Annotated in this window: 22 protein-coding genes; 11 read left to right on the forward strand and 11 right to left on the reverse strand. The window is 70.6% G+C overall.

Annotated features, from left to right (window positions below):
* Positions 1 to 510: 510 nt before the first annotated feature.
* The 4 genes from AB0I88_RS30465 to AB0I88_RS30480 all read right to left on the reverse strand — a co-directional run bounded on the left by AB0I88_RS30465 (position 511) and on the right by AB0I88_RS30480 (position 4,739).
* Positions 511 to 1,215, reverse strand: a complete 705-nt coding sequence (locus tag AB0I88_RS30465) for a GntR family transcriptional regulator (RefSeq protein ID WP_361032257.1) — start codon at positions 1,213 to 1,215, stop codon at positions 511 to 513.
* Positions 1,202 to 1,993: a tryptophan synthase subunit alpha gene (gene trpA / locus AB0I88_RS30470; RefSeq protein ID WP_361032260.1), complete on the reverse strand. Its 792-nt coding sequence runs from the start codon at positions 1,991 to 1,993 to the stop codon at positions 1,202 to 1,204. The genes AB0I88_RS30465 and trpA overlap by 14 nt, the downstream gene beginning before the upstream one ends.
* Positions 1,994 to 2,276: 283 nt before the next feature.
* The gene (trpB, locus tag AB0I88_RS30475; RefSeq protein WP_361032263.1) at positions 2,277 to 3,437 is read right to left on the reverse strand and encodes a tryptophan synthase subunit beta; all 1,161 of its coding nucleotides are present in this window, start codon (positions 3,435 to 3,437) and stop codon (positions 2,277 to 2,279) included.
* A gap of 129 nt (positions 3,438 to 3,566) precedes the next feature.
* Positions 3,567 to 4,739, reverse strand: coding sequence for a DUF2092 domain-containing protein (locus AB0I88_RS30480; RefSeq protein ID WP_361032266.1), 1,173 nt, complete (start codon positions 4,737 to 4,739; stop codon positions 3,567 to 3,569).
* A 119-nt stretch (positions 4,740 to 4,858) separates the two neighbouring features.
* Here AB0I88_RS30480 and AB0I88_RS30485 point away from each other — a divergent pair, with 119 nt between their 5' ends.
* Genes AB0I88_RS30485 through AB0I88_RS30495 form a run of 3 tightly spaced genes read left to right on the forward strand, consistent with a single transcriptional unit; the run spans position 4,859 to position 7,837 of the window.
* Positions 4,859 to 5,758, forward strand: coding sequence for a 3,4-dioxygenase subunit beta (locus tag AB0I88_RS30485; protein ID WP_361032269.1), 900 nt, complete (start codon positions 4,859 to 4,861; stop codon positions 5,756 to 5,758).
* Positions 5,759 to 5,812: 54 nt separating this feature from the next.
* On the forward strand, positions 5,813 to 6,475 hold the full coding sequence (locus tag AB0I88_RS30490; protein ID WP_361032272.1) for a response regulator transcription factor: 663 nt from the start codon (positions 5,813 to 5,815) through the stop codon (positions 6,473 to 6,475).
* A 3-nt stretch (positions 6,476 to 6,478) separates the two neighbouring features.
* A complete protein-coding gene (locus tag AB0I88_RS30495; protein ID WP_361032275.1) occupies positions 6,479 to 7,837 on the forward strand; it encodes a HAMP domain-containing sensor histidine kinase in 1,359 nt (452 codons plus the stop codon).
* A gap of 138 nt (positions 7,838 to 7,975) precedes the next feature.
* Here the strand turns inward: AB0I88_RS30495 and AB0I88_RS30500 are convergent, their stop codons facing one another.
* Positions 7,976 to 8,296, reverse strand: a complete 321-nt coding sequence (locus AB0I88_RS30500; RefSeq protein WP_361032278.1) for a metal-sulfur cluster assembly factor — start codon at positions 8,294 to 8,296, stop codon at positions 7,976 to 7,978.
* Positions 8,289 to 9,188: an ARMT1-like domain-containing protein gene (locus AB0I88_RS30505; RefSeq protein WP_361032281.1), complete on the reverse strand. Its 900-nt coding sequence runs from the start codon at positions 9,186 to 9,188 to the stop codon at positions 8,289 to 8,291. Before AB0I88_RS30505 ends, AB0I88_RS30500 begins: the two co-directional genes overlap by 8 nt.
* 270 nt (positions 9,189 to 9,458) lie before the next feature.
* Between AB0I88_RS30505 and AB0I88_RS30510 the strand changes: the two genes are divergently transcribed.
* From AB0I88_RS30510 to AB0I88_RS30540, 7 genes are all read left to right on the forward strand, one after another.
* A complete protein-coding gene (locus AB0I88_RS30510) occupies positions 9,459 to 9,620 on the forward strand; it encodes a hypothetical protein (protein ID WP_361032284.1) in 162 nt (53 codons plus the stop codon).
* Positions 9,621 to 9,669: 49 nt separating this feature from the next.
* Complete coding sequence (locus tag AB0I88_RS30515) at positions 9,670 to 10,473, forward strand: hypothetical protein (RefSeq protein WP_361032287.1); 804 nt, start codon at positions 9,670 to 9,672, stop codon at positions 10,471 to 10,473.
* 398 nt (positions 10,474 to 10,871) lie between these two features.
* Positions 10,872 to 12,341, forward strand: coding sequence for a polysaccharide deacetylase family protein (locus tag AB0I88_RS30520; protein WP_361032290.1), 1,470 nt, complete (start codon positions 10,872 to 10,874; stop codon positions 12,339 to 12,341).
* 227 nt (positions 12,342 to 12,568) lie between these two features.
* Positions 12,569 to 14,068, forward strand: coding sequence for a sodium:solute symporter family protein (locus AB0I88_RS30525; protein WP_361032293.1), 1,500 nt, complete (start codon positions 12,569 to 12,571; stop codon positions 14,066 to 14,068).
* Positions 14,069 to 14,172: 104 nt separating this feature from the next.
* Positions 14,173 to 14,973, forward strand: a complete 801-nt coding sequence (gene kduI, locus AB0I88_RS30530; protein WP_361032296.1) for a 5-dehydro-4-deoxy-D-glucuronate isomerase — start codon at positions 14,173 to 14,175, stop codon at positions 14,971 to 14,973.
* On the forward strand, positions 14,970 to 15,728 hold the full coding sequence (locus tag AB0I88_RS30535; RefSeq protein WP_361032299.1) for an SDR family oxidoreductase: 759 nt from the start codon (positions 14,970 to 14,972) through the stop codon (positions 15,726 to 15,728). The genes kduI and AB0I88_RS30535 overlap by 4 nt, the downstream gene beginning before the upstream one ends.
* 44 nt (positions 15,729 to 15,772) lie before the next feature.
* The gene (locus tag AB0I88_RS30540; RefSeq protein ID WP_361032302.1) at positions 15,773 to 16,534 is read left to right on the forward strand and encodes an IclR family transcriptional regulator; all 762 of its coding nucleotides are present in this window, start codon (positions 15,773 to 15,775) and stop codon (positions 16,532 to 16,534) included.
* Positions 16,535 to 16,856: 322 nt separating this feature from the next.
* Here the strand turns inward: AB0I88_RS30540 and AB0I88_RS30545 are convergent, their stop codons facing one another.
* The 5 genes from AB0I88_RS30545 to AB0I88_RS30565 form a co-directional block, all read right to left on the reverse strand.
* On the reverse strand, positions 16,857 to 17,633 hold the full coding sequence (locus AB0I88_RS30545; protein ID WP_361032305.1) for a response regulator transcription factor: 777 nt from the start codon (positions 17,631 to 17,633) through the stop codon (positions 16,857 to 16,859).
* A gap of 145 nt (positions 17,634 to 17,778) precedes the next feature.
* Positions 17,779 to 18,456 (reverse strand): hypothetical protein, encoded by a 678-nt coding sequence (locus AB0I88_RS30550; RefSeq protein WP_361032308.1) that lies wholly within the window; start codon positions 18,454 to 18,456, stop codon positions 17,779 to 17,781.
* Between the two features lie 8 nt (positions 18,457 to 18,464).
* On the reverse strand, positions 18,465 to 20,129 hold the full coding sequence (locus tag AB0I88_RS30555; RefSeq protein ID WP_361032311.1) for a serine/threonine-protein kinase: 1,665 nt from the start codon (positions 20,127 to 20,129) through the stop codon (positions 18,465 to 18,467).
* 326 nt (positions 20,130 to 20,455) lie between these two features.
* Positions 20,456 to 21,988: an alpha-L-arabinofuranosidase C-terminal domain-containing protein gene (locus AB0I88_RS30560; protein ID WP_361032313.1), complete on the reverse strand. Its 1,533-nt coding sequence runs from the start codon at positions 21,986 to 21,988 to the stop codon at positions 20,456 to 20,458.
* Entirely contained in the window at positions 21,985 to 23,199 is a 1,215-nt protein-coding gene (locus tag AB0I88_RS30565) for an endo-1,4-beta-xylanase (protein WP_361032316.1), read from the reverse strand. Before AB0I88_RS30565 ends, AB0I88_RS30560 begins: the two co-directional genes overlap by 4 nt.
* Positions 23,200 to 23,469: 270 nt before the next feature.
* On the opposite strand from AB0I88_RS30565, the gene AB0I88_RS30570 reads away from it, so the two are divergent.
* The gene (locus AB0I88_RS30570; RefSeq protein WP_361032319.1) at positions 23,470 to 24,762 is read left to right on the forward strand and encodes an extracellular solute-binding protein; all 1,293 of its coding nucleotides are present in this window, start codon (positions 23,470 to 23,472) and stop codon (positions 24,760 to 24,762) included.
* Positions 24,763 to 24,874: the final 112 nt, after the last annotated feature.

A 24,874-nucleotide genomic window follows, 5' to 3' on the forward strand; every position in this document is an offset into this window, starting at 1 on the left:
ACGTGGCCGGGGCGGAGAAGGTGGAGGCCAGGTTCTACGAGCGGGTCACCATGATCAGCGCCGGGGAGAACACCACCGAGATCTCATGCGCGAACTGCGCCGAGAGATCGACGTGTACTGGTTCTCCGGCCTGATCGGGGAGCAGGACGACAGCTTCGACCTCCGGGGACCCTGCTGCGGAACGGTCACCGCGCTGGATTCCCTGGGCCACGACTGGCCGGTCAAATTCGCCCGATTCGAGGTGCGGTTCATGAATCCGACCCGCGCCGGGTACGAACTGGCGCCACGGAACTCGCCGAGGTGCCCGTGCTGCTCGGGCACCCGATCACACCGATCCTCGCGACTGACGAAGACCAGCCCGGGGCCGAACCTCGGCGGCAACCCCGGCCGGCGGCCGCATCGCTTCCGCCGTGTTTCACAGCGATCCGTCATGGCTGAGCCGGGTCCGACGATTCAGGGAAAGCTCCGTGCGAGCGACGTGATCCGGCGGCACCACCGACCGGTCGATGGTCAGGAGGATGGTCGGCTCCACTGGAGGGTGAGGCCGTGTACCGCGCGCTCGGTGCGGATCTCCATGGCCGAGCCGAGGATGGTCGCACGGTCGACCACCAGGGCCGAGTCGTCCAGGCCGTAGGAGATCCGCTCCGATTGCAGGACCGCCTCGCCGGGGGAGCGGCGCAGCAGGGCGGCCACCGGTTTCTCCAGCAGCGCCGGCCGCACCACCTCGGACGCCCGCCGGACTCCGATGCCGTGCTCGGCCAGGGCGGCATACAGCGAGGTGCCGCTCAGGTCGGCGCCGGCCAGGACGGTGCCACGAATCCACGAGAGCTGGTGGACAGCGGGACGCCCGGCGACCAGTCGCAGCCGCTCGAGACGGACGGCGGGGCCGTCGCCAAGGGTGGCGGCGGCCCAGTCCGGGGGAGTGCCGGTGGCCTGGTCGAGGATTTCGGTGGTCACCGTCTGCCCCTGGGCACGCAGATCCTCGGCGAAACCTCGCAGCGAGTCGAGCGTGTATGTCGCCCGGGGCGAGAACACGAACGTCCCACGGCCCGCCTGCTGGGAGAGCAGCCCTTCGTCCTCCAGCTGTTTCAGCGCCTGCCGCAGCGTCGCCAGGGTGACCCCGTAGCGGGCGCTGAGTTCCTTCTGCGGTGGCAGCGCGGAACCCGCCGGCAGCTCTCCGTCACGGATCTTGCTGCTCAGGTCAGCCGCGATCACCTGATACTTCGGCATACGCGCGGTCAGCGGGCACCTCCTGGTCGGCCTGGTCGACGGCGGCCCGCAGCGCGGCGACGTCATCGAACAGATCGCCGGGTGCGGCCCCGTCCAGAACCCTACGCATCAGCGCCGAGGCCACGACGACCCCGTCCCCGGCCCGGGCCGCGGCGGCGGCCTGTCCGGGGGTGGAGACGCCGAATCCGATCAGCACCGGCAGGCTGGTGACCTCCTTGATCCGGGCGGCGAGCGGGGCAGCGGTGGCGGCCAGTTCGTCGCGCTCGCCGGTGGTGCCCAGGAGGCTGACCGCGTAGACGAATCCGCGGCTGCGGGCGCCGATCTCGGCAAGCCGCTCCGGCGGTGTGACCGGGGCGGCGAGCAGGACGAGGTCGACCCCGGCCGTGGCGGCCGTGGCGGAGAGCGCGCCGGCCTCGTCGATCGGCACGTCAGGCACGATGAGCCCGGTGACGCCGGCGTCGGCCAGCCGTCGGCAGAACACCGCGGGGCCGTCGCGGAACACCAGATTCGCATAGGTCATGGCGAACAGTGGGATGTTGATCCGGTCACGGACCGCGGCGAGGTCGCCCAGGATCGTGTCCACCGTGGCGCCACGGCGCAGCGCCCGGTCGGAGGCCTGCTGGATGGTCACACCGTCGAGCATCGGATCGGAGAAGGGCAGCCCGATCTCGATGGCGTCGGCGCCGGCCTCCTGGTAGGCGAGCAGGTAGTCGGTCCAGTCCTCGGTGATGCCACCGGTCAGGTAGGGGTAGAGCCGCTTCATACGGCAACTCCAATCGGTCGGGCGCGCGGGCGAACCGCGTGCGAACGCAGAAATCGGGTGGCCCGCCGCCGGCGGCAGCGGGCGGCCTGGGGCCGAGGGCGTGCCGGTCTCAGCGCCGGTGTGATCCGGGCCGGCCCTGGGGCGCCCTGTGCTGGTGCAGTGCCGGGCGATGAGTGCTGATGCCGGTGGTGTGACCAGCCAGGTCACCCCAGCATGGGCTGGGGCAGGCGGCATGGCCGGCCCGTTCAGGGCGGTGCGGGATGGGCGTGGGAGGAGGAGAAGGTCACTCCATCACTCCGGCGAGCGTGGCCATGTCCTTGTCGCCCCGCCCGGAGACGGTGAGCAGCACCGTGGAGCCGGTCGGCAGCTCCGGAGTGCCGGCGGCGCGGAGCACCCAGGCGACCGCGTGCGCCGACTCCAGCGCGCAGATGATGCCCTCGGCGCGGGCCAGCCGGCCGAGCGCGGCGACCGCCTCGTCGTCGGTCACCGTCACATACTCCGCGCGGCTGGAGGCGCCGAGGTGGGCGTGCTCGGGGCCGATGCCGGGGTAGTCGAGGCCCGCGGAGATGGACTCGGCCTCCAGGATCTGGCCCTGCTCGTCCTGGAGCAGCATGGAGCGGTAGCCGTGGACGATGCCGGGCCGACCGTGGCTCATAGCGGCTCCACCGGCGGCCTCGACCCCGACGAGGCGTGCGCGGGTGTCGGCGAACCCGGCGAACGTGCCGGCCGCGTTGGATCCGCCGCCGACGCAAGCCACCACCACGTCGGGTTGGAGCGGGGCCTGGGCGCGGGCCTCCTCGCCGATCACTCGCTGGAACTGACGGACCAACCACGGGTACGGGTGTGGCCCGGCCACCGAGCCGAGGCAGAAGTGGGCTTCCTCGACGGCGGTGACCCAGCCGCGCATGGCCTCGTTGGTGGCGTCCTTGAGGGTGCGGCTGCCGGAGGTCACCGGGATCACCTCGGCGCCGAGCAGTTGCATCCGGAAGACGTTGAGCCGCTGCCGGGCCATGTCACGCTCGCCCATGTAGACGGTGGCCCGCATGCCGAACAGGGCGGCCGCGGTGGCGGTGGCCACGCCGTGCTGGCCGGCGCCGGTCTCGGCGATCAGGCGGGTCTTGCCCATCCGCTGGGCGAGCAGCGCCTGACCCAGCACATTGTTGATTTTGTGGGAGCCGGTGTGGGCCAGATCCTCCCGCTTGAGCAGCAGGGTGATGCCCAACTCGGTGGAGAGGGTGGTGGCCGGGGTCAGCGCGGTGGGCCGGCCCGCGTAGACGGAGCGTAACTCGGCGAGGCGCTCGTGGAATGCCGGATCGGTCCAGGCCTCCCGGAAGGCGGTCTCCAGCGCGGCGCAAGCCGGGACGAGGGACTCGGGCACGTAGCGCCCGCCGAAGTCGCCGAAGCGGCCACTGCTGGGCGGAGCCATCGAGGCGAGCACGGACATGAGGGGTCTCCTTGGAGTTCTAGAACTCTTGCTCCTCCATGCTGTCATGAAAACGGGAAGAGTTCTATAACTCTCAACCCAAAAAACGCCCCGGGGCCGTGGCCCCGGGGCGTTCTCGGAATGCGACTGCTACTTGGCGGCCGCCGCGTACAGGGCCTCCGGGGAGACGAGGCCGCCGAGCACCCGGCCGTCGTCGGTCAGCAGCACGCTGAACAGCGAACCGCGAAGCAGCCGGCCGCTGCCCCAGGAGCCGCTGACCTTCTCCAGGGTGCCGAGGAACTGCTCGGCGACCTGGCCGGCCTGTTCCTCCTCAGCGGACGCCGACCCGGACGGCTTGGCGCCCTCCAGCCCGTCGAGCGACGGCGCCTCGCCGACCACGATCGTCGTCCAGCCCTCGCCGATGACCTTCACGTCGTCGCTCTCCGGAGCACCGGCCGGCGCCTTCTCCGACGGCTTGGCCGGCGCGCCCTCCGACGGCTTGGCGGTGTGGTCGCCGAACTCGCCCTCGCTGATCTTCGCGCCCGGCGGCGGGTTGAAGCTGAACTGGTCGTCCGCCGGAACCTCGAAGGTGATCTGCTCGAACGCCACCCGGAACGCGGGCTTGGCGGCGTTCTTCGCGTAGACGTCCACCCGCAGCGGGATGTGGTGCTCGGCGTCGATCGCCAACCGCACCTGCCCGACCAGTGAGGCGCTGTCCTTCGGGCTCAGCACCAGCTCGTACGCGTCCCGCCCGGCCACCTCGGCGAGGCCGGTCGTCTCCACCTTGGTGGAGTCGTCGATCGCGGCGAGGGCCGCGTCCGCGGCCTCCTGCGGCGACGTCGGCACCCCGGCGGGGGCCTTCTCCAGTTCCTTGGCGGCTTCGGCCGGCAGCTTCACATGCGTACCGGTGTTGTCCTTGCTGCTCCAGACCCACACGTCCGAACCGTTGCGGATGACGTCGGTCTCGCCGCTGGTGCCCAGCAGCGCGAAGCGAGCCTTGTCCTCACCCGCGTACCAGACGCGGGCGGTGTTGCTTCCGGCGATCAGGCTGGTCAGGTTCCCGCTGCCGCCGGAGACGTTGCCGAGCAGCCCCGCGATGCCCGGAAGCCCCAGGTCCGCGCTCTGCACGACGGTGCCGGACAGCCCTTCCGGATCAGCGCTCTGCAAGTCGACGAGCAGTTGCGCGGCACTGCGCTCGGGCAGTGCGGGATCAGCGGCGTTCGCCACGATCGTTCCGGCGGCTGCGCCGCCCCCGATCACCACTACCGCCGCAGCCGACGGGACCAGCCAGCGCAGCGCCGGCCTGGACCTCAACACGGACACGATGTCCACCTCCCGAATCTCTGCGGCCAATCCTGCTCCGGTGCCGCTGTGATCCTGCTGAGAAATGCCCCTAGGGGTCTGACGGCGATATAGCCTTATAACCGGCAAAAGGGGACTTCATGGCTTCCAATTCGGGGCGTCCACTGCCCCGTCCCGACGAAGACATTCTGCACCAGGGACTGGCCTTCGACCTGGCCACGATGCGCCGTCGCCAGGTGCTGCGCGCCTTCGGCCTGGGCGCGGCGGCGCTCGGTCTCGGCGCTTGCGGGAACGACGAGAAGACCATGACCACCGAGACGAACCTGGTGGTCGGCGAGATCCCGGACGAGACCGCCGGACCGTACTCGGGCTCCGGTCTGCTGGCCGGCAGCGGTGTGGTCCGCAGCGACATCCGCTCCAGCTTCGGCGGCGCGAGTGCCCGCGCCGAGGGCGTGCCGATGACGCTCACCCTGGCCGTCCAGGATCTCGCCAACGGCAGCGCGGCCTTCACCGGAGTCGCCGTCTACATCTGGCAATGCGACCGGGCCGGCGCCTACTCGCTCTACTCCGAGGGCATCACCGGCGAGAACTACCTTCGCGGCGTCCAGGTCGCCGACGACGCCGGCGAGGTCACCTTCACCAGCATCTTCCCGGCCTGCTACCCCGGCCGGTGGCCGCACGTCCACTTCGAGGTCTACCCCGACGTGGCCGGCATCACCGACGTCTCGAAGGTGATCGCCACGTCGCAGGTCGCGCTCCCGGAGAACATCTGCGAAGAGGCATACACCCAGATCGGGTACGCGGCCTCGGCCACCAATCTCGCCCGGGTCTCGCTGGACGACGACACCGTGTTCGGCGAGGACTCCGGCGCGCTCCAGCTGGCCACGGTCACCGGCGACGCGATGAGCGGCTACACGGTGACCCTCGAGGTCGGTGTGGACACCACGACCACCCCGACCGGCGGACAGCTGACCGGGGACGGGACACCGTCCGGCGTGCCGGGCGCGCCACGGCCGTCCGGGGCGCCGCCGAGCCGCTGAGAAGCCGCTGAGAGCTGCTGACGAAAGCGAGCTGCGGCGTGCCAAGGTGGGTGAGTGCGGTTGCTGGTGGTGGAGGACGAGGCGCGGCTGGCCGCTGCCCTGAGGCGTGGCCTGCAGGCCGAGGGTTTCGCGGTGGACGTCGCCGCTGACGGCCAGGACGGTCTCGAGATGGCCCGCCACGGTGGCTATGACGCGATGATCCTGGACGTGATGCTGCCCCGCCTCTCCGGTTACCGGGTGGTCCGCCAGTTGCGCGCCGAGCGGCACTGGCTGCCGGTGCTGATGCTCAGCGCCAAGGACGGGGAGTACGACCAGGCCGATGGACTCGACTGCGGTGCGGACGACTATCTGACCAAGCCTTTCTCGTACGTCGTCTTGCTGGCCCGTCTGCGCGCCCTGCTGCGCCGCGGCGCCCAGGCCCGGCCCGTCGTGCTGGCGTTCGGTGACGTCGAGCTCGACCCGGCGGAACGCCGGGTCCTCGTGCGCGGCGACGAGGTGACCCTCACCGCGCGTGAGTTCGCCCTGCTGGAGTACCTGATGCGCCGTCCCGGCCAGGTGGTCTCCAAGACCGAGCTGCTCGATCACGTCTGGGACGCCGCGCTGGAGACCGCACCGAACGCGGTGGAGGTGTATGTCGGCTACCTGCGCCGCAAGATCGGCCGGGAGCGGCTGGAGACGGTCCGCGGCGCCGGCTACCGGCTGGCGATCGTCGAGTAGCCGATGCGCCGTCTCAAGGAGCTGAGCCTGCGGGCGCGGCTGCTGCTCGTCTCGATCGCGGGCCTCGTCTTCGGCCTGGCGGCCGGCGCCGTCCTGCTGATCGCGGTCCTGGGATACGCCCAGGTCCGCTCGGTGCAGAGCGAGGCGATGGCCACCGCCCGCGGTGTGGCCGCCTGGGTCGACCAGGGCGCCCTGCCGAACCCGATCCCGGTCACCCCCGGCGTGCAGGTGCAGGTCATCGACCGGGACAACAAGGTGCTCGCGTCATCGGCCACCGCCGACGACCTCACCCCGATGCTCGGCGCCCGAGAGCTCGCCGGCATGCGCGACGGCGAGGGCAGGCAGATTCCCGGATACCTGATCCACGACCAGGGCGAGGCCCGCGTCGTGCAGCTCACCGCCGGTCCACCGACCGCGCCGGTGCGCATCCTGGTGGCCCGATCCATCGATCACGTCACCCAGAATCTGTACATTCTGCGAATCACCCTGCTGATCCTCTTTCCGCTGCTGGCGGCGCTGCTGGCGGCCGGGATCTGGCGTGCGCTGGGCGCGGCGCTGCGGCCGGTCGACGCGCTGCGCGCCGGCGCCGAGGAGATCACCGGCGGCGCCCGGGCCGGACGGCTGCCGCTGCCCGACTCCCGCGACGAGGTCCACCGGCTGGCCGTGACCCTCAACGACATGCTGCACCGCCTCGACGCGGCCCGCGCACGGCAGCGCGCGTTCGTCGCCGACGCCGCGCACGAGTTACGCAGTCCGCTCACCAACATCCGTACCGAGCTGGAGGTCGCGCAGCATCTGCCGGACGACACCGACTGGCCGGCGCTCACCGACGATCTCCTCGCCGATGTGCAGCGGCTGTCCCGCCTGGTCGACGACCTGCTGCTGCTGGCCCGCTCGGACGAGGGCCTGCCCGCCACCCGCCTCGAGGAGATCGACCTCGGCCAGTTCGTCGGCGAGGCCGCGCTGCGCTACCCCGATGTGGAGTACCAGGATCCGGGTGAGCCGCTGACCACGCTCGCCGAGCCGGACGCGCTGGCCCGGGTGGTGACGAACCTGCTGGACAACGCGGAGCGGCACAAGCGCGAGAAGGTGACCGTCAGCGCCGCCGCCGACGGCGCCGAACTGCTCATCGTGGTCACCGACGACGGTCCCGGCATCCCGGAGCGCGACCGCGAGAAGGTGTTCCAGCGCTTCACGCGCCTCGACGACGCCCGGGCCCGCGATGCCGGCGGCTCCGGCCTCGGCCTCGCCATCGTCCGCGAGCTGGTCCGCCGGCATCGCGGTTCGGTCACCCTCGGCGACAATCACCCTGGTCTGCGCGTCGAGGTACGCCTGCCGAAGCAGTCGACCACCCGCTCTTGAATGAACGGCCGGGGTTCCCGCCTCACGGATTTTGAACCGCTGGCCCGGTCCGGTGGAACCGGTGCGGCGCCGGCAGCACTCGCAGGCCGCCATGGACGTCCCGGATCGTGGTGGGCTCACCGAGGCCCCTTCAGCGGCTCACAGGTTGAGACCGAGGGCCCGTAGCTGGTCGAGGCCGTCCGGGGTGATGCGCTCCGGGCCCCAGACGGGTTTTCGCGCCCAGGTGACGCTGATGGTGTGGTTCAGGCCGAGGCCGTCGAGCGCCTGGTGCACCTGGGCTCTGAGCAGGTCGGCGTCCGGGCACCAGGGCGAGGTCTGCGTCATGGTGACCGCGATCTCGCCGTCGTCCGTCCGTACCCCGTACAGCAGGCCCAGATCCACGACGTTGACGCCGATCTCCGGTTCGAGGACGTCTCTCAGCGCCTCGGTGATCTGGTCGGCAATGGCTGATTCACCCACAGGGGTGCTCTCCTTCGTCGGGTCGTGGACGGTCGGCTGAGGGACGGCTCCTGCCGATCAGCGCGTGGGTTCCCATCGGCAGCCCGGCGTGTGCGGCGATGACCGGGCACTTTACCTTGAACAGGAAGAACAGGGGACGGTCCACGTCACTGAGGGTCTCGAAGTTGCCCTGCCCCTTGGCGATGATCATGTCGGCGGCCTCGAATCGCTCGCGGAACGCGAGCCCGCACTCGTCGAGCAACGTGCCGGGCGCGTCCGAGCCGTTGTCGATGACCTCCACGAGGCTGTCGAGTCCGGTTGCTCGCGCGTCCTCGATCGTCGCGTCGTTGATGATCGGCCCACCTCGCACGGCGACGGTGACCCGGTCCGGGCCGATCGCCTCCACGAGCAGCCGGTCGACGACGATCTCCCCGGCGTTGTCGGTCAGGTACAGAATGCTCCTCGCTCGGGACAGTGCGGTGGTGAACGCGGTCCAGTCCTCGTGGAACGATGCCTGAAGCACGCCACGCAGCGCGGAGAGCGCCGCTGCGGGGGTGAGCGTGGAGTCCGAGCCGAGGTCGATGACGTTGGCGGCGATCGCCAGGCGGACGGTCAGCAGCAGTGGATCCGGCGCCTGCTGAATCATCCGCCTCAGTTCCGGCACCAGCCCCAGGATGAGCTTGTTGAACACGATCTTGGCGCCGAGGTAGGGATCAGGATCGCCGGTCAGCGCCCGCAGGCTTCGGTGCAGGGTCTGCCCGACCGCGACGGACGGCCGAGCCGGATCCGCCTCGTACGCCAAGCGTTCGACCGTTGCCATCAGGGAACGCCTTGCCGGGCCTTCCGGGAGAAGGTGACTGACGTCGGTGCCCTGACGGAGGAAGCACGCCACGCAATCAGATCTTTCATCCACAGTGTGTCGCCTTTCCTCGTGCTGCAGCGGCGAACCGCCCGAAGCGCCATATCTGAGACATTTCCGATATAGCGGCGTCGGGCCCTCGCGGAGGCGACCCCGGCAGGTCCCCGGGGAAGGGAGTTCGCCCGTGAGCCGGGTCGGATCCGGCGGTGGTTACACCGCCGCGGTTGCCGCGTCTCGACGGGACCCGCCTTTGGGAACCAATCCACATGGTGCCCGATCGTCGTGCCACCCAGATCTACGAACCAGGGCCGACGGACTCCACCTGTGCCGCTATCACCCATCGGGATACGCCTGAACCTCGTGCGCTGGTGGGCGTCCACAGCGCCGGTCGGCTGGAGCGTCGACGCGTGGTCGGTGGCCGGCGGCACCCAGGCCTGGCAGCGGTCCGGCCGCCCGGTCGTGCAGGGTACGCGCCCCGGCGACTGAGGGAGCCGCAACTCAGCGACGCGCCCGTGTCACCCGATACGGTTTGACGATGTCGCGCAGGCAGTGGAAACCTTCGGTGGAGCACCTGGCCCGCCAGGCGAGGATCGACGCCGTCCTCGCCCGTCGTCGATCGTTCGCCGTCCCCGAGGCGTCGCCCGCCGGGTTGCGGTTCGCCGCCGACTACGCGAAGGCGAACCTCCTCACCTATCTGTACGAGGCTCTCGACGCCCCCGCCGCCGACGTCGAGGTGGTGGACAGCGGCTACGACGTCTCGACGTGGGGCCGCCGGGCGAACGAGACGAACCGGGAACGCACGCGCCGTGGGGTCTCGCTGTCGGGCCTCGACCAGGACTGGTGCCGGAAGCACGACCGGTTCCGGGCGCCCGGCACGCTGGGTGACCTGTTCGACGCACCGACCGGCGACACCCTGCCCACCTACCAGTCGGGATCGGGGCTCGCCGCCGGAACCTGGGAGCAGGAGTGGTCGGATCGGTACCTGCTCGACGGTCTCGAACACGCCCACACGTGCGCGGACCTCGTGCTGGCCGGGGACGTCGGCACTCTCGAACTGCTCGCCGGTGTGCCGTACGACGACGCCTTCACCGATCCGGGGCTGGTGTTCGACGACGTTCCCAACCAGCTGCTGTCACTGGCCACCGACGCGTTCCGCGCACGTCTGGAGGACCACGAGCTCGTGTTCGACCCCGAGCAGACCGTCGACATGACGGCGCCGTTGTCGGCGCTGCCGGCGATGCTGCTGGCGGCCCGTCTCGACTGGGACCACACCGAACGGCTCGCCCTGATCCTGGCCGGCCTCACCCCGATCGGGCGGTCCAGCCTCGCCGACATCTGAGCACCACGGTCCGGGTGAGGTGCCGGCCGCCGAAGCTTCCACGAGTAGGGGTCGCGCCCAGGACCGCGTACCGCGGCGGCAGCGGCCTCCGCGATGTCGGAGGCGAATCCGGCCAGCACGTAGACGCGGCTGGTCGCATGACCCCGCGGTGCCGGCAGCCCGCGATTCGGGGGTGTCGCCGCGGCCGTACGGTCTCGTGTTGATCTTGAATGTGGTGAACGTTACGGGAGCGACGGAGTCGCCCGGTTCGCGAGGTGGCGCTGTGATCGCGTGATCGCCCACCGTTCCCGTCGCAGGCCAGCCGGGCCGAGAGGGTGTGTAGATCCGGCCGGAGCGGGTCGCGCGTTGCCAAGATACAGATGAAGGCCGATTTGACCCCGGGCGCGACAATCCCACCGATGAACACCGATAAGCCCATCCCCGCGCCGCGGAACGGCACGCCCGCCGAAGCCGTCGAGGTCGATGAGCCGGCGGAACCCACGGTCGCCTTGAGCGGGCCCGGAGACGCCGGCGACAGCGACCCGACGGTCGCCCTGCCGGCCGCGGAGGGCTCCGACCCGACGGCCGACCCGACGGCCGACCAGACGGTCACCTTGCAGGCCGCGGAGAACTCCGACCAGACGGCCGACCAGACGGCCGACCAGACGGCCGACCAGACGGCCGACCAGACGGCCGACCAGACGGTCACCTTGCAGGCCGCGGAGAACTCCGACCCGACGGTTGATCTGTCGGCCGGCTCCTCGGCTTCGGATTCCGTTCCGGACCGGACCGAGTCCGATCCGACAGTGGCCTTGACGGCGGCCGAGATCGCCGGCACGGCTTCCGAAGAGGAGACGGTCGCCCTCGCGGTGGGGGAGGTGACCGCCGCGACCGCGGTGGAGGAGTCCGAGCCGACGATCGCGCTGCCCAAGCCCCGGGTCTCGCCGGAATCGAGAGTCGCGCCGCCGGTCACCCAGCCGTCTGCGCCTGCCCCGCGGACCGCGCCGACCGTCACCGCGCCGCCCTCCGAGCCGGCGATCGCGCTGACGGCCCCTCCCGTCACGCTCCAGCCGGCCAGGTCCTTCCCCCGCCGCCGCCTGCTCTGGGCGGTCCCGGCCGCCGCCGGCGCTGCTTTGATCGGTGGCACGGTCGCCGCCCTGGCCCGTCGCGGCGAGCCCGAGATCACCAGGGCCCCCAACCTGGCCGTCAGCGAGCCGGCCCCCTCGCCCAGCGTGACCCCGGCGCCGACCAGGTCCGCGGCGCCGGTCATCAAGGTCCCGGTGCACACGCTCAAGGATTTCCGCAAGCTGGTCCCGGGTGACCCGTTCCCCGCCGACGCCATCGCGCTCACCATCGACGACGGGCCGCACCCGGTGTGGACGCCCCGGATCCTGCGCTTGTTGGAGAAGCACCACGTACCGGCGCTGTTCTGCATGATCGGCAACCAGGTCCTCGGTCACGAACCCACCGCGCGTGACGTCGCCGCCGACGGCCACCTGATCGCGAACCACACCTGGAGCCATCCGATCAAGCTGGCCAAGCTGCCGCCCCACGTGATGCTCAAGGAGATCCATCGAGCGCAGGACAAGATCTACAGCACTACCGGGTACGCCCCGGCCCTGTTCCGTTCCCCGGGTGGCGCCTGGTCCAAAGCCCTGGCTGAATCGGTCTCCAGGAGCGGCGTGATCCCGATGGACTGGACGACCGATCCGCGTGACTGGGCCCGCCCGGGCGTCTCCCACATCACCAAGCGCCTGCTCGCCGCGAAGCCCGGCCAGATCCTGCTCTGCCACGACGGCGGCGGCGACCGGTCCCAGACGCTGGCTTCGCTGAAGACCGTCATCCCCGCTCTCCAGGCCAAAGGGCTGAGGTTCGTGGCCCTGAGGTGAGCGTCGGCGGACCCGGCCGCGCGGGAGGGCCGCAGCCGGGGTGGTCGTGGTGCCTCAGCGCGTTTTTCATAAGCAGGAACATTGTTCTGTGCAGCGGAACGCTGTCAAGCCCGTAGGCATGGATCGGCATCTTTGTGTTCCGTGTATTGACAAGGCATTCCGTGTAGCAGAACATCCACGGAGCGAAACGTCTCTGTAACCCGCGCCACACATTGGAGGGGGAGCACGTGACCACGCTCGACTGGTCGGTACTCAGCGGGTATTTCCTTGTCATGATCGGCATCGGACTGTGGGCCAAGAGCCGTGTCCACAATGTCGCCGACTTCTTCACCGCGAGGGGCATGATCCCGTGGTGGCTCTCCGGAATCTCGCACCACATGTCCGGATACAGCGCCATCATGTTCGTGGCCTTCGCGGCCGTCGCCTACAACTACGGGCTCGCCATGTACGTGTGGTGGGCGCTCACCATCGGCCTCGGTGTCGGCATCGGCGCCTTCGTCTTCGCCGCCCGGTGGAACAGGCTCCGGTCCCGGTACGGGGTGGCGTCCCCGCTGGAGTACCTGGCCCGCCGCTACAACGTCCCCACCCAGCAGGCGCTCGCCTACAGCGGCGCGCTGCTCAAGGTGGTGGACATCGCCGCCAAGTGGGTGGCCATCGCGGTGCTGCTGCGGGGCTTCGCCGGGGTGCCGATCATGTGGGGCATCGTGATCACCGGCGCCGTCACACTCGTCTACATCACCCTCGGCGGCCTGTGGGCGGACGTGCTCACCGACTTCGGTCAGTTCGTCATCCAGGGTGTTGCCGGCATCGCGATGTTCTTCGCCTTCATGGCCCACCTCGGCGGCGTCTCCACGCTGTGGACGATGTGGGACGAACTGCCGGAGGGGCGCGGCGATCCGTTCAGCGGGCCGTACACCCTGACGTTCTTCCTGGCTCTGCTGTTCATCAAGACCTTCGAGTACAACGGTGGCATGTGGAACCTGGCGCAGCGGTACATGGCCGCGCCGTCCGGTTCGGCGGCCAAGCGGTCCGCCCTGCTGTCCAGCGGTCTGTGGCTGGTCTGGCCGCTGATCCTGTTCATGCCGATGTTCGCCGCGCCGCTGATCGTTCCCGGTCTGGCGAACCCCGAGCAGGCGTACGTCGAACTGGCCAAGACCCTGCTGCCCCCGGGCATCATCGGTCTGGTGCTGGCGGGCTTCTTCTCGCACACGATGGCGATGGTGTCCTCGGACGCCAACGTGATCTCGTCGGTGGTGACCCGTGACATCGCCCCGCGCCTGGTGCGCCGGGTGCGTGATCTCAGTGAGAGCGCGGCGCTGACCTTCGCCCGGATCACGACGTTCGCGTTCGTGGCGATCAGCATGGTGATCGCCATCAGCACCGAGGGCCAGGGCGTGGTCCTGAAGATCGTGATCGACCTGGTGGCGGCGACCATGGGCCCGATCTCCATCCCGCTGATGCTCGGGTTGCTGCCGTGGTTCCGGCGCAGCGGGCCGACCGCGGCACTGGTCTCCTGGGCGGCCGGCCTCGGCGTCTGGGTGGTGATCAAGTGGGTCCTGGAGGAGACCAGCCAGACGATGGTGGTCGGGGTTCCGCTGGTCACCTCGCTGGTGCTCTACGTGGTGATCGGCCTGCTCCGCCCGGAGCAGACGCAGCGGCGCGACGAGCTCATCGATTCGCTGGAGAGCGATCCGGCGCCGGAGGCGAAGCCGGTCTCCGCGGCGTGAACGCGGGCGGGCGGCGGCCCCTGTGGGCTACGCCGCCCGCCCGACGCCGATAGGCTGTTCCGTGTAGTGGAAATCTGTCCTATGTGATGGGATGAGGAGCGTTGATGGAGTCACGACCCGCCACGGCCCCCGACCAGCTGGCCGGCATGGACACCGAGCGGCTGCGGAGCCGGTTCCTCGTGGAGGACCTGTTCCGCCCCGGTGAGGTCCGGCTGACCTACTCCCACGAGGACCGCATCGTGGTGGGCGGCGTGGCGGGCGCCGCAGAGCTGCCCTGCCCCGCAGAGCTGCGATCGGCCTACTTCCTGGAGCGCCGCGAGCTGGGCGTCGTCAACGTCGGCGGCCCGGGCACGATCACCGTCGACGGCGCCCGCCACGAGCTGGGCCCCCGGGAGGTCCTCTATGTCGGGCGCGGCGCCCGGCAGGTGAGCTTCGACGGCCGGTTCTACCTCGTCTCCACACCCGCCCACACCAGCCACCCGACCGCCAAGGCCACCCTCGACGACGCCGAACCGGTGCGGCTCGGCGCCCGGGAGACCTCCAACGAGCGGACGATCTACAAGTTCATCCATCTCAAGGGCATCCAGAGCTGCCAGCTCGTGCTCGGCGTCACGGTGCTCGAGCCGGGCAGCATGTGGAACACCATGCCGTGCCACACCCACGAGCGCCGCACCGAGGTGTACTTCTACTTCGACCTGCCCGAGTCCGACCGGGTGATGCACCTGATGGGCCCGCCCGACGCGACCCGCAACCTCGTCGTGGCGCCGGAGCAGGCCGTGATCTCTCCGTACTGGTCGGTGCACTGCGGGTTCGGCACCCGCAGCTACGCGTTCGTCTGGGCCATGGGCGGGGAGAACCAGGCGTACGACGACGTGGAACCGGTGGCGATCGGCGACCTGCGGTGACCGAGCCGGTCTCGTCGATGTTCTCCCTCCACGGCCGGACCGCACTGGTCACCGGCTCGCGCGGCGGGATCGGCCGGGCCGTCGCGGTGGCGCTCGCCCGGGCCGGAGCCGACCTGGTGCTGCACGGCCGCTCGGACGACCTCGACGGCGTGGAGAAGGACGTCCGCAAAGCCGGCGGCAACGCCACCCGCTGGGTGTTCGACCTCTCCGACACCGCGGCCATCCCGGCCGCTGTGTCGGAACTGCCCGCGGTGGACATCCTGGTCAACAATGCCGGGATCATCCGGCGCGCGCCGGCCGCCGAGCACACCCTCGACGACTGGCGCGCGGTCATGGACGTCAACCTGGAGGCGGTGTTCCAGCTGAGCCGGGCCGTCGGGGTGCCGATGCTGGCCCGCGGTCACGGAAAGATCATCTCGGTGGCGTCGATGCTGTCGTTCCAGGGTGGTGTGCAGGTGCCCGGATACACCGCCGCCAAGCACGGCGTCGCCGGGCTGACCAAAGCGCTGGCCTGCGAATGGGCCGGGGGAGGAGTGCAGGTCAATGCGGTCGCTCCGGGGTACATCGCCACCGACAACACCGCCGCCCTGCGCGCCGACCCGGTCCGCGAGCCGGAGATCCGGTCACGGATCCCGGCCGGACGGTGGGGCCGGCCGGACGACGTGGCCGGCGCCGTGGTCTTCCTCGCCTCCGCCGCTGCCGATTACGTCAACGGTCACGTGCTCGCCGTCGACGGCGGATGGCTTGCCCGGTAACCGCGGCTCCGAACCCGCCGACACGCTGCCAGTAGGCTGAATCGGTGGCCAGGGAAGGCAGTTCCATCGACAAGACGCTGGCGGTGCTCGAGGCGCTCGCCGAGCACCACCGCGTCACCGACATCGCCGTGGCGACGGGTGTCTCCAAGTCGACCGTGCACCGGATCCTCCAGTCGCTCGTCACGTGGGGTTTCGCCCGGCCCGACGGGCTCGGCACCTACGAGCCCGGCACGCGGATCCTCACCCTGGCCGGCCGGGTCATGCACCGATTCGACCCGGCCCGCCAGGCGTCCGGCGCGCTTCGCGCCCTGCGCGAGACCACCGGCTTCACCACACACTTCGCGATCCGCAGTGTCGACGAGGCGGTGTATGTCGACAAGCAGGAGGGGCGCCGGCCGTACCAGATGCCGTCACGCATCGGCATGAGCATCGCGCTGCACACGACCGCCATCGGCAAGGCCGTCCTGGCCGAGCTGAGCGACGAGGAGGTCCTGGCGATCTGCCGGCGCACCGGGCTCGCCCCGCGGACGCCCCGCACCATCACCAGCGAGGAGGACCTGCTGACCCATCTGGCCCGGGTCCGCGCTCTCGGCTACGCGGTCGACGACGAGGAGAACGAGCCGGGCATCCGCTGCGTCGGCGCGGCCGTCTTCGACCACACCGGGCAGGTGCTCGGTGGCATCTCGGTGTCCACCCTGGCCATGGACATTGACATGACCGGGCTTGAGGCCCGGGCGCCGGAGGTCATCGCCGCCGCCCGGGACGTGTCCGCCGCGCTCGGCGCCGCGGTGCCGACGAACCGCTGACCGGGGCCGGCCGACGCCGATCCGGCGGCCGGCAGCACCGACGGCGAGCGCCGGGAGGAAGCCACGACACGCCCGCCGGCCCGCAGCCCCGAAGGGGACGCCAAGACCTTGTCGCGACGCGCCCGCAGCCCCGAAGGGGACGCCGAGACCTGAACGCGACGGGTACGCCGGCCGGCGTACCGGAAGGGCGGCGCCAAGACCTGGCCGCGACGGGTACGCCGGCCGACATACCCGAAGGGCGGCGCAAAGATCGGGGCGCGACGGGTACGCCGACCGGCATACCCGTCGCTCAGGGCGGCGATCCGACGAGGATCGCCCGGTGTCACGGGTGTGCGGTCGCCGACGACACCGGCGTCCGGTCCCAGGCCGCCGGGGAGCGCATCGCCTCGTCGTAGACCGCACGGGCAGCGGCATAGGCGCCGCCGGATCGAGAGGAACTCCCCGTCGGTGCCACGAACTTGTAGCCGACCTGACGGACGGTCCCGATCATCGCCTCGTAGCGGGGCCCGAGCTTGGCCCGCAGACGGCGCACGTGCACGTCCACGGTGCGGGTGCCGCCGAAGTAGTCGTAGCCCCAGACCTCACGCAGCAACTGATCCCGGCTGAACACCCGGCCGGGCTGCTGAGCGAGGAACTTGAGCAGCTCGAACTCCTTGTAGGTCAGGGCCAGGGACTCGCCGCGCAGCCTGGTCGTGTAGCTGTGCGCATCGATGGTCAGATCGCCGAATTCGATCGTCCCCTGCCCGGTCGCGGCCTCCGCTCCGAGCCGCTTCACCGCCATGCTCAGCCGGGCCGCCACCTCCGCCGGGCCGGCGGTCGTCAACAGGAAGTCGTCGATGCACCAGTCGACCGCGACGGAGACCAGCCCGGCTTCGCGGACCACCGCGATCAACGGCACCGTCAGCCCGTTCGCCCGGAGGAGCCGGCAGGCCGCGCGGGCCTGGCTCATCTGGTCACTGGCGTCGACCAGGACCGCGTCCACGTCAGGCCCTTTCGCCGCGGCCGTGTCGCCGCGCGGCGCGATCTGGACGGTGTGCGGCAGCAGGTCCAGTACCGGCAACACGTCGAGCTTGCCGTCCGTAAGCAGGAGAATATTCATGACGCCCTTCCGCGGCACCCTCAGGTGCGACGAACGCCCTCGCCAGAGGGCGCATGATCCGGTGGTGCTGCGCTGGCCCGCACGCTAATCGCGGACTGTTACCGGCGGATGTCGCAGCGATGCAGTCTCGAACCTCGCGGCCCGGTCAGCGGCGCCGGCAGCGGTAGGCGACCTCGGTGCCGGCCTGCAGCGGCGCCGGTTCGATGATGTTGACGGTGGCGGTCTCGGTGGTCGCGCCGACGCCGTTGAACGTCCATTTCAGGGTGAGGGCGACGGTACGCCGTCCGCTGCCGACCTCCTCGGTGAGCACGTCGCCGGGCAGTTCGCCGGAGCGCAGCCACTGGTAGCGGATCACGCCGCTCCGGCCGTTGGTGCGCACGGTGGCGACCACGCCGACGGTGACGTCACAGCGGTTGCCGGCCGGCTCCGGCACGGCCACCGAGGCGCTCTCCACCTCGAGCGGGCTGAGCCGCTGCCACACGTGGTAGCCGACCACCACGACCAGCGCGAGGGTCAGCAGACTGGACACCACCGACACCAGCCGGCGCAACCGTGGGCGGCCAGCCCCGGGCGTCCGCGGCCAAGCGGGAGCGGCCGCCGGGGCCGTCGGCACACCGGGGCCGAAGCGAACCTCCTGATGGGTACGCACGGTCGGCTGCCCCGCCGGCGCGGGCGGTCCGAGGTGGGCGGTCCGGCCCGGGTCGCCGAGGAACGCGGTGGGGTCGCCGAGGCGCACCGTGGGGACGGGCCCGTCGACGGTCTTCCACGGGTCGGCGGGCAGCGGCATCGTACGGTCGTCGAAGGGTTCCTCCGGCCGGGTCACGGCAGCTCCTAACCGGGAGTGCAGAGGTTGTCGAGGGACACGTAACGCGGCCGCACCGACGCGGCCGAGTTGCCGGCGGCGTCGACGGCGACCACCGACACCGGGATGCGGGTGACCGTCTTCGGGCCGGGCAGCGGGCCCAGCGTCCCCTGGAACACGTCCCCGCCGGCCGAGCTCATCGTCACGGTGGAGACGGAACCGTTCAGGGCGTACCGGAAGCTGACCTTCAGTTTGGCCGGGCCGCTCCGGTCGTCGGTGACGGTGACCGAGACGGCGCTCGTGCGGTTGCCGTAACGGCAGGTCTCGCCCTCCAGCACCGCCGGGCTCGCCCGGACCGCGCCGACGGTGGGGGCGGTGGTGTCCGGGTCGGCCGACGGGGAGGGGCTGTCCGGCGGGCTCGGCGAGGCGGAACCGCCCGCTGAGGTGGACGGGGACTTGCTGGGCGGGCCCGGGGCGTCCGTCTCGGCCGGGCCGGCGGTCGCCGTGGTCGCCGTGGTCGGCGTTGCCGTCGCCGTCGCCGTCGCCGGGGCCGCGGAGATCGACGGCGCCGCCGAACCCGCCGGGAGCGGCGCGCTGGACGGCCCTGGCGCCGCCGGGGCCGTCTCCCCGCCCGCGATGGCGGCGGACTCCTCGGCGGCGGAGGCGTAACGGTATCCGGCGCCGCCGATCAGCAGGGCCGCGGTGAGTGCGCCGCCCGCCAGCGCGGCCATCCGGCGGTTCCGGCGCAGGGCACCGCCGCGGTGGACGGTGGAACCGCCCACCGTCGTCATGGCGAAGCTGGTGGCGCCCGCGTTGCCGTCCGGGAACGGCCACAGGGCAGCGAGCAGGGCCGCCCGGCGGGCGAGTTCGCGCAGCCCACGGTCCTCCCAGTCCGGCCCGTACGCGGAACCGGCGACCCGCTCCAGGATGTCGAGGAAGGCGAGGGCGTGCTGGGGCCGGTCGGCGGGCCGTTTGGCCAGCCCGTACCGGAGCAGGTCGTGCACCGGCGCCGGGGCCGGATCCGTCGGGATGGGCGCGTTGGCGTGCTGGTCGTGCAGGGCGAACAGGTTCGCCCCGTCGTACGGCGGGTGGCCGGTGAGGCACTCGAAGAACGTGGCGGTGGCGGCGTAGATGTCGCAGGCGGGCGTCGCGGGGGCGCCCGTCCACTGCTCGGGGGCCATGTAGCGGGGCGTGCCGGTGACGACCGTGCCGGTGCCCTGCCCGACCGGCGTGGCGATGCCGAAGTCGGCGAGCTTGCTCAGGCCCTCGCCGGTGACCAGCACGTTCTCCGGCTTGTAGTCCCGGTGCACCACGCCGTGGCCGTGCGCCGCGGCCAGCCCGGCGAGGGAACCCTTCAGCACGAGGAGAGCGGCCTCGGGAGTGGTCGGGCCGTGCTCGCGCAGCATCTGCCGCAGCGACACCCCGTTGACCAGCTCCATCACGATCGCCGCGCCGTCGGCGGACTCGACGTATTCATACAGCCGGGAGACGTACGGGTCGTCGATCTCGCCGAGCAGTTCGGCCTCGCGGCGGAAGGCGGCCCGGAACTCGGCGTCGTCGCCGAGGACGTGCACCAGGTACTTGATCGCGACGGGGGTGCCGGTCTCATCGTGGGTGGCGAGCACGACGCTGCCCGACGCGCCGGCGCCGAGCTGACGAACAGGCGTGTAGCCGGACAGCCGCCAGCCACTCATGGCGCCCCCTCCGCTGCGCTCCGGCGCCGCCATGAGTTCAAACCTGAGCCCGATGATTCGCTCGCAAGCTCGCTCATGGCGCCCCCTCCGCTTCGCTCCGGCGCCGCCATGAGTTCAAACCTGAGCCCGATGATTCGCTCGCAAGCTCGCTCATGGCGCCCCCTCCGCTTCGCTCCGGCGCCGCCATGAGTTCAAACCTGAGCCCGATGATTCGCTCGCAAGCTCGCTCATGCGAAGACTCCACATCCAAGGGGCGGATGTGGTCTCCGCCGCGCCGAACATTCTGGTCGCCGAAGAAGGTATCGGGGATCAGCAACTCGGCTGCTTCAACTGTCCGAAAGGAGACCTCCACTCACGGTGACGAAACTGTGGGCGGGCAGGTGGATGCGGAGCTTGCCGCCGCTCAGCGTCACGCCGTCGTGTGATCGGGGGGTGACGGTGGACGGGGATCCGGGTGTGTTGTGGTCCTGGAGGGCGGATGACGTGAGGATCCGGGCGTCGACGGCGCCGACCGTGCCGCCGCGCAGGTCGATCTCCACGTCGGCGGGCGCGGTGGCGTCCAGGTTCGACAGGGAGATCAGCAGACGGCCGTCCTTGCGGCTGGCCGACATCGACACGGTCGTCAGGGTCGTGTCGCCGACGGGGCGGGTCGGCAGCGGGGTGCGGTGGCCGATTCGCAGCGAGGTGGCGTCCTGGTGGCCGCGATTCATCCGGAAGACGTGGTAGGTGGGGGTCAGGACCAGGGCTTTCGTCTCCGGGTCGGTGAGGATCATGGCTTGCAGGACGTTGACGGTCTGGGCGATGTTGGCCATCACCAGGCGGTCGGCGTGGCGGTGGAAGACGTCGAAGTGGACGCTCGCGACGAGGGCGTCGCGCAGGGTGTTCTGCTGATACAGGAAGCCGGGGTTGGTGCCGGGCTCGACGTCGAACCAGGTGCCCCACTCGTCGAGGACCAGGCCGACGGTCCTGCCCGGGTCGTAGCAGTCCATCACGGCCGCGTGCCCGGCCAGCAGTTCCTCGATGCGGGCCGCGGCCACCATCGTCGTGTAGTGCTCGTCGGTGCTGAACTCGGTGGCCGATCCCTTGTGCTCCCAGTCGGGGCCGGTGATCGTGTAGTGGTGCAGGGACAGGGCGTGGTAGCCGGCGTTGCGGATGTGCCGGCAGCCGAGGTGCCCGAGCTGCTTCATCAGCGTCTCGGTCCAGGCGTAGTCGTCGCCGTTGGCACCCGCGGCGATCTTGTACAGCTTGTTGTCGCCGTAGTCGCGGCAGTAGGTGCCGTAGCGGCGGGCCTCCTGGGCGTAGTGTTCGGCGGTCATGTTGCCGCCGCATCCCCAGGCCTCGTTGCCGAGTCCCCAGAAGCGGATCTTCCAGGGCCGGTCGCGGCCGTTGGCCTTGCGGAGCCGGGCCATCGGGGAGTCGCCGTCGCGGGTCAGGTACTCGACCCACTCGCTCATCTCGTGGACGGTGCCGGAGCCGACGTTGCCGCTGATGTACGGCTCGGCGCCGAGCAGTTCGCACAGGGCCATGAACTCGTGGGTGCCGAAGTGGTTGTTCTCCTCGACGCCGCCCCAGTGGGTGTTGACCATGGTGGGGCGGGAGGCGCGGGGGCCGATGCCGTCGCGCCAGTGGTATTCGTCGGCGAAGCAGCCGCCGGGCCAGCGCAGATTGGGGATGTCCAGGGCGCGCAGGGCGTCGACGACGTCGAGGCGGATGCCGCCCTCGTTCGGGACGGTGGAGTCCTCGCCGACCCAGAATCCGCCGTAGACGCAGCGGCCCAGGTGTTCCGCGAAGTGCCCGTACACATGGCGGTTGATCGTGGGTCCGCCGAGGTCGAGGTCGATGACCGCTTCGATGGTCATGAGCAGCCTTCCACGCGTGCCGTCAGGGCCTGATTCTGCCCGGTCACCGGGAAGGATGCCGTGCCTTCGGCGCAGCGCAGCCGGTAGTCGCCGCGGAAGCCGCGCACCGCGACCCGCCCGGCGTGGTCGGTCCGCAGGGTGGTCGGGGCCAGCCACCACTCGTTCTTCACCAGGTTCCGCAGCGCCTCGTACGCCGGCTTCGGGGTGCCGTCGGTGCGCACCAGCCCGGCCGGGGCGCCGAGCCACGCGCCTTCGTCCCACAGCCCCCAGTAGGTGATCGCCTCGACCGAGGGATGTCCCAGCAGCGTCCGGTAATGCCGCACGATCTCGTCGGCCTGCCGCTGTTCGCCCTCGGGCGTGGACGGCCACGACGCGACCCGGTGGTCGTTCAGGTCGTCGATCTCCGGCGGCATCAGGTCGCCCGACACCAGTGTGGTCTCGGTCATGTGGATCGGCAGGCCGTACCTGGAGAACCGGTCCAGGAGCGTGAGCGTCCGTTCCTCACCCCAGTAGCCCTGGTGCATGTGACTCTGCAGGCCGAGCGCGTCGATCCGGATCCCGGCCTCCAGAACACCTTCGATCAGGCATTCGTACGCCGTGGACATGTCGAAGTCGTTGAGCAGCAGCGTCGCCGACGGGTCGGTGGCGCGCGCCTGTTCGAAGGCGAGCCGGACGGTGGCGATCCGGCCGCGTTCGCGGGCGAGCCGGGTGATCGCGTTGGGACGTTCCTCGTTGTCGAAGACCGGCATGATCACCACCTCGTTGATCACGTCCCACGAGTCCACGACGCCGGCGAAGTCGGCCACGTCGCGCCGGATCCGGGCGCGGACGGCGGCCTCGACCTCGCCGGTCGGCAGCTCCCGCAGCCAGCCGGGCGCCAGGGTGTGCCACACCAGCGGGTGGCCCTTGACCCGGCAGCCGTGTGCGGCGAACCACTCGGCGGCCCGGCGCAGTCGTCTCGTGTCCGGCCGGCCGCGTTCCGGTTCGAAGTCGGCCCAGTAGAACGGCAGGGTCGCCGTGTTGAACAGGTCGAGCCACAGGCCGGCGGCGGGGCCGTCCTCTCCGTTGGCGACGGCGACGAGGTCGAAGCCGATGTTGCCGAACGCGAAGGCGTGGGTGTGCTGTTCGACGATGACCTCGCGGTCGCTCAGTGGCCGTCCGGCGGGGTCGAGGACGGTGAGCAGGACGTCGCCGTGGCGGTGGTGGAGCAAGGGAAGCGCCTCCTGGGACAGATCGGTCGGCCGTAGCGTAGGAGACCCGTCCACCGGAAGTCCAGCGAAAGTTACGAGAATTCTTGCGCGGTTCCTTTCTTCCGTACACCGTGGTTATGGGCGTTTTTGCGGTGCTCGCAGAGTGATTGCCGTTACGTACGTGTGACATCGCGCCACGACGAACTCCTTGACATAGCCCCGGCGGCTTCCTAACTTTGGCGACACCTTCCGGAACTGTTCCGAAACTTTCGTAAACGAGATGAGGCTTCGATGGCACATAAAAGGACCCTCGCGGTGGCCGCCGTGGTGGCGCTCGGCGCCATGAGCCTGGCCGCCTGCTCCGGCGGCGACGACGACGGCGGCTCGAGTTCGGGCGGCAACGTCACGATGGACTTCTGGCACAACGCCACCACCGGTCCCGGCAAGGCGTTCTGGGAGAAGACGGTCGCCGACTTCCAGACCGCGAACCCGACCGTGAAGATCAAGATTCAGTCGGTGCAGAACGAGGACCTGGACGGCAAGCTCCAGACCGCGCTCAACTCCGGCTCCGCGCCCGACGTCTTCCTGCAGCGCGGCGGCGGCAAGATGGCCGCGATGGTCGAGGCCGGGCAGCTCAAGGACATCACCGCCGACATCACCGCCGAGACCAAGCAGGCGGTCGGTGACGCCGCGCTGAAGACCGGACAGGTCGACGGCAAGGCGTACGCCGTACCGGTCTCGATCCTGCCGGGTGGCCTCTGGTACTCCAAGGACCTCTTCCAGAAGGCCGGCGTCACCTCCCCGCCGACCACCATGGACGAACTCAACCAGGCGGTCACCAAGCTCAAGGCCAACGGCACGCCGATCGCCCTCGGTGCCAAGGACGCGTGGCCGGCCGCCCACTGGTACTACTTCTTCGCGCTGCGCGCCTGCGCCCCGGCCGCCCTCGACGCCGCCGCCAAGGAGAAGAACTTCGGCGACGCCTGCTGGACGAAGGCCGGCGAGGACCTCAAGGCCTTCGCCGACACCAAACCGTTCAACGAGGGCTTCCTGACCACCTCGGCTCAGCAGGGCGCGGGCAGCTCGGCCGGTCTGGTGGCCAACTACAAGGCGAGCATGGAACTGATGGGCGCCTGGGACCCGGGTGTCATCGCCTCCCTCACCAAGGACGCCAAGCCGCTGCCCGACCTCGGCTACTTCCCCTTCCCGGCGGTTCCCGGCGGCCAGGGCGACCCGGCGGCGATCATGGGCGGCGCCGACGGCTACTCGTGCTCGGCGCAGGCGCCCAAGGAGTGCTCCGACTTCCTCAACTACATCCTCACCAAGGACGTGCAGGAGGGCTACTACAAGGCCTTCAACGCGCTGCCGGTCAGCAAGCCGGCCCAGGGCGCGGTCACCGAGGAATACCTCAAGGCGGTTCTCGACGCGTACAACAAGGCGCCGTACGTCTCGCAGTGGCTGGACACCATCTACGGCCAGAACGTCGGCAACGCCCTGAACGTCGGCGTCGTCAACCTGCTCGCCGGCAAGGGCGACGTCGCCGGGATCATCCAGGCCGTGAACGACGCAGCCAAGAAGGGCTGAGAGGTCACCGAGCGATGAGCAGCGACCTTGCTGACCGAAGCAGTCGCATCCGCACCGGGGGTGGCGTCGCCACGCGGCCCCCGGTGCGGCCCCGCCGGCGCGGGATCGGCTG

It is taken from the genome of Actinoplanes sp. NPDC049802 (genome assembly GCF_040656595.1).
Taxonomy (GTDB): domain Bacteria; phylum Actinomycetota; class Actinomycetes; order Mycobacteriales; family Micromonosporaceae; genus Actinoplanes.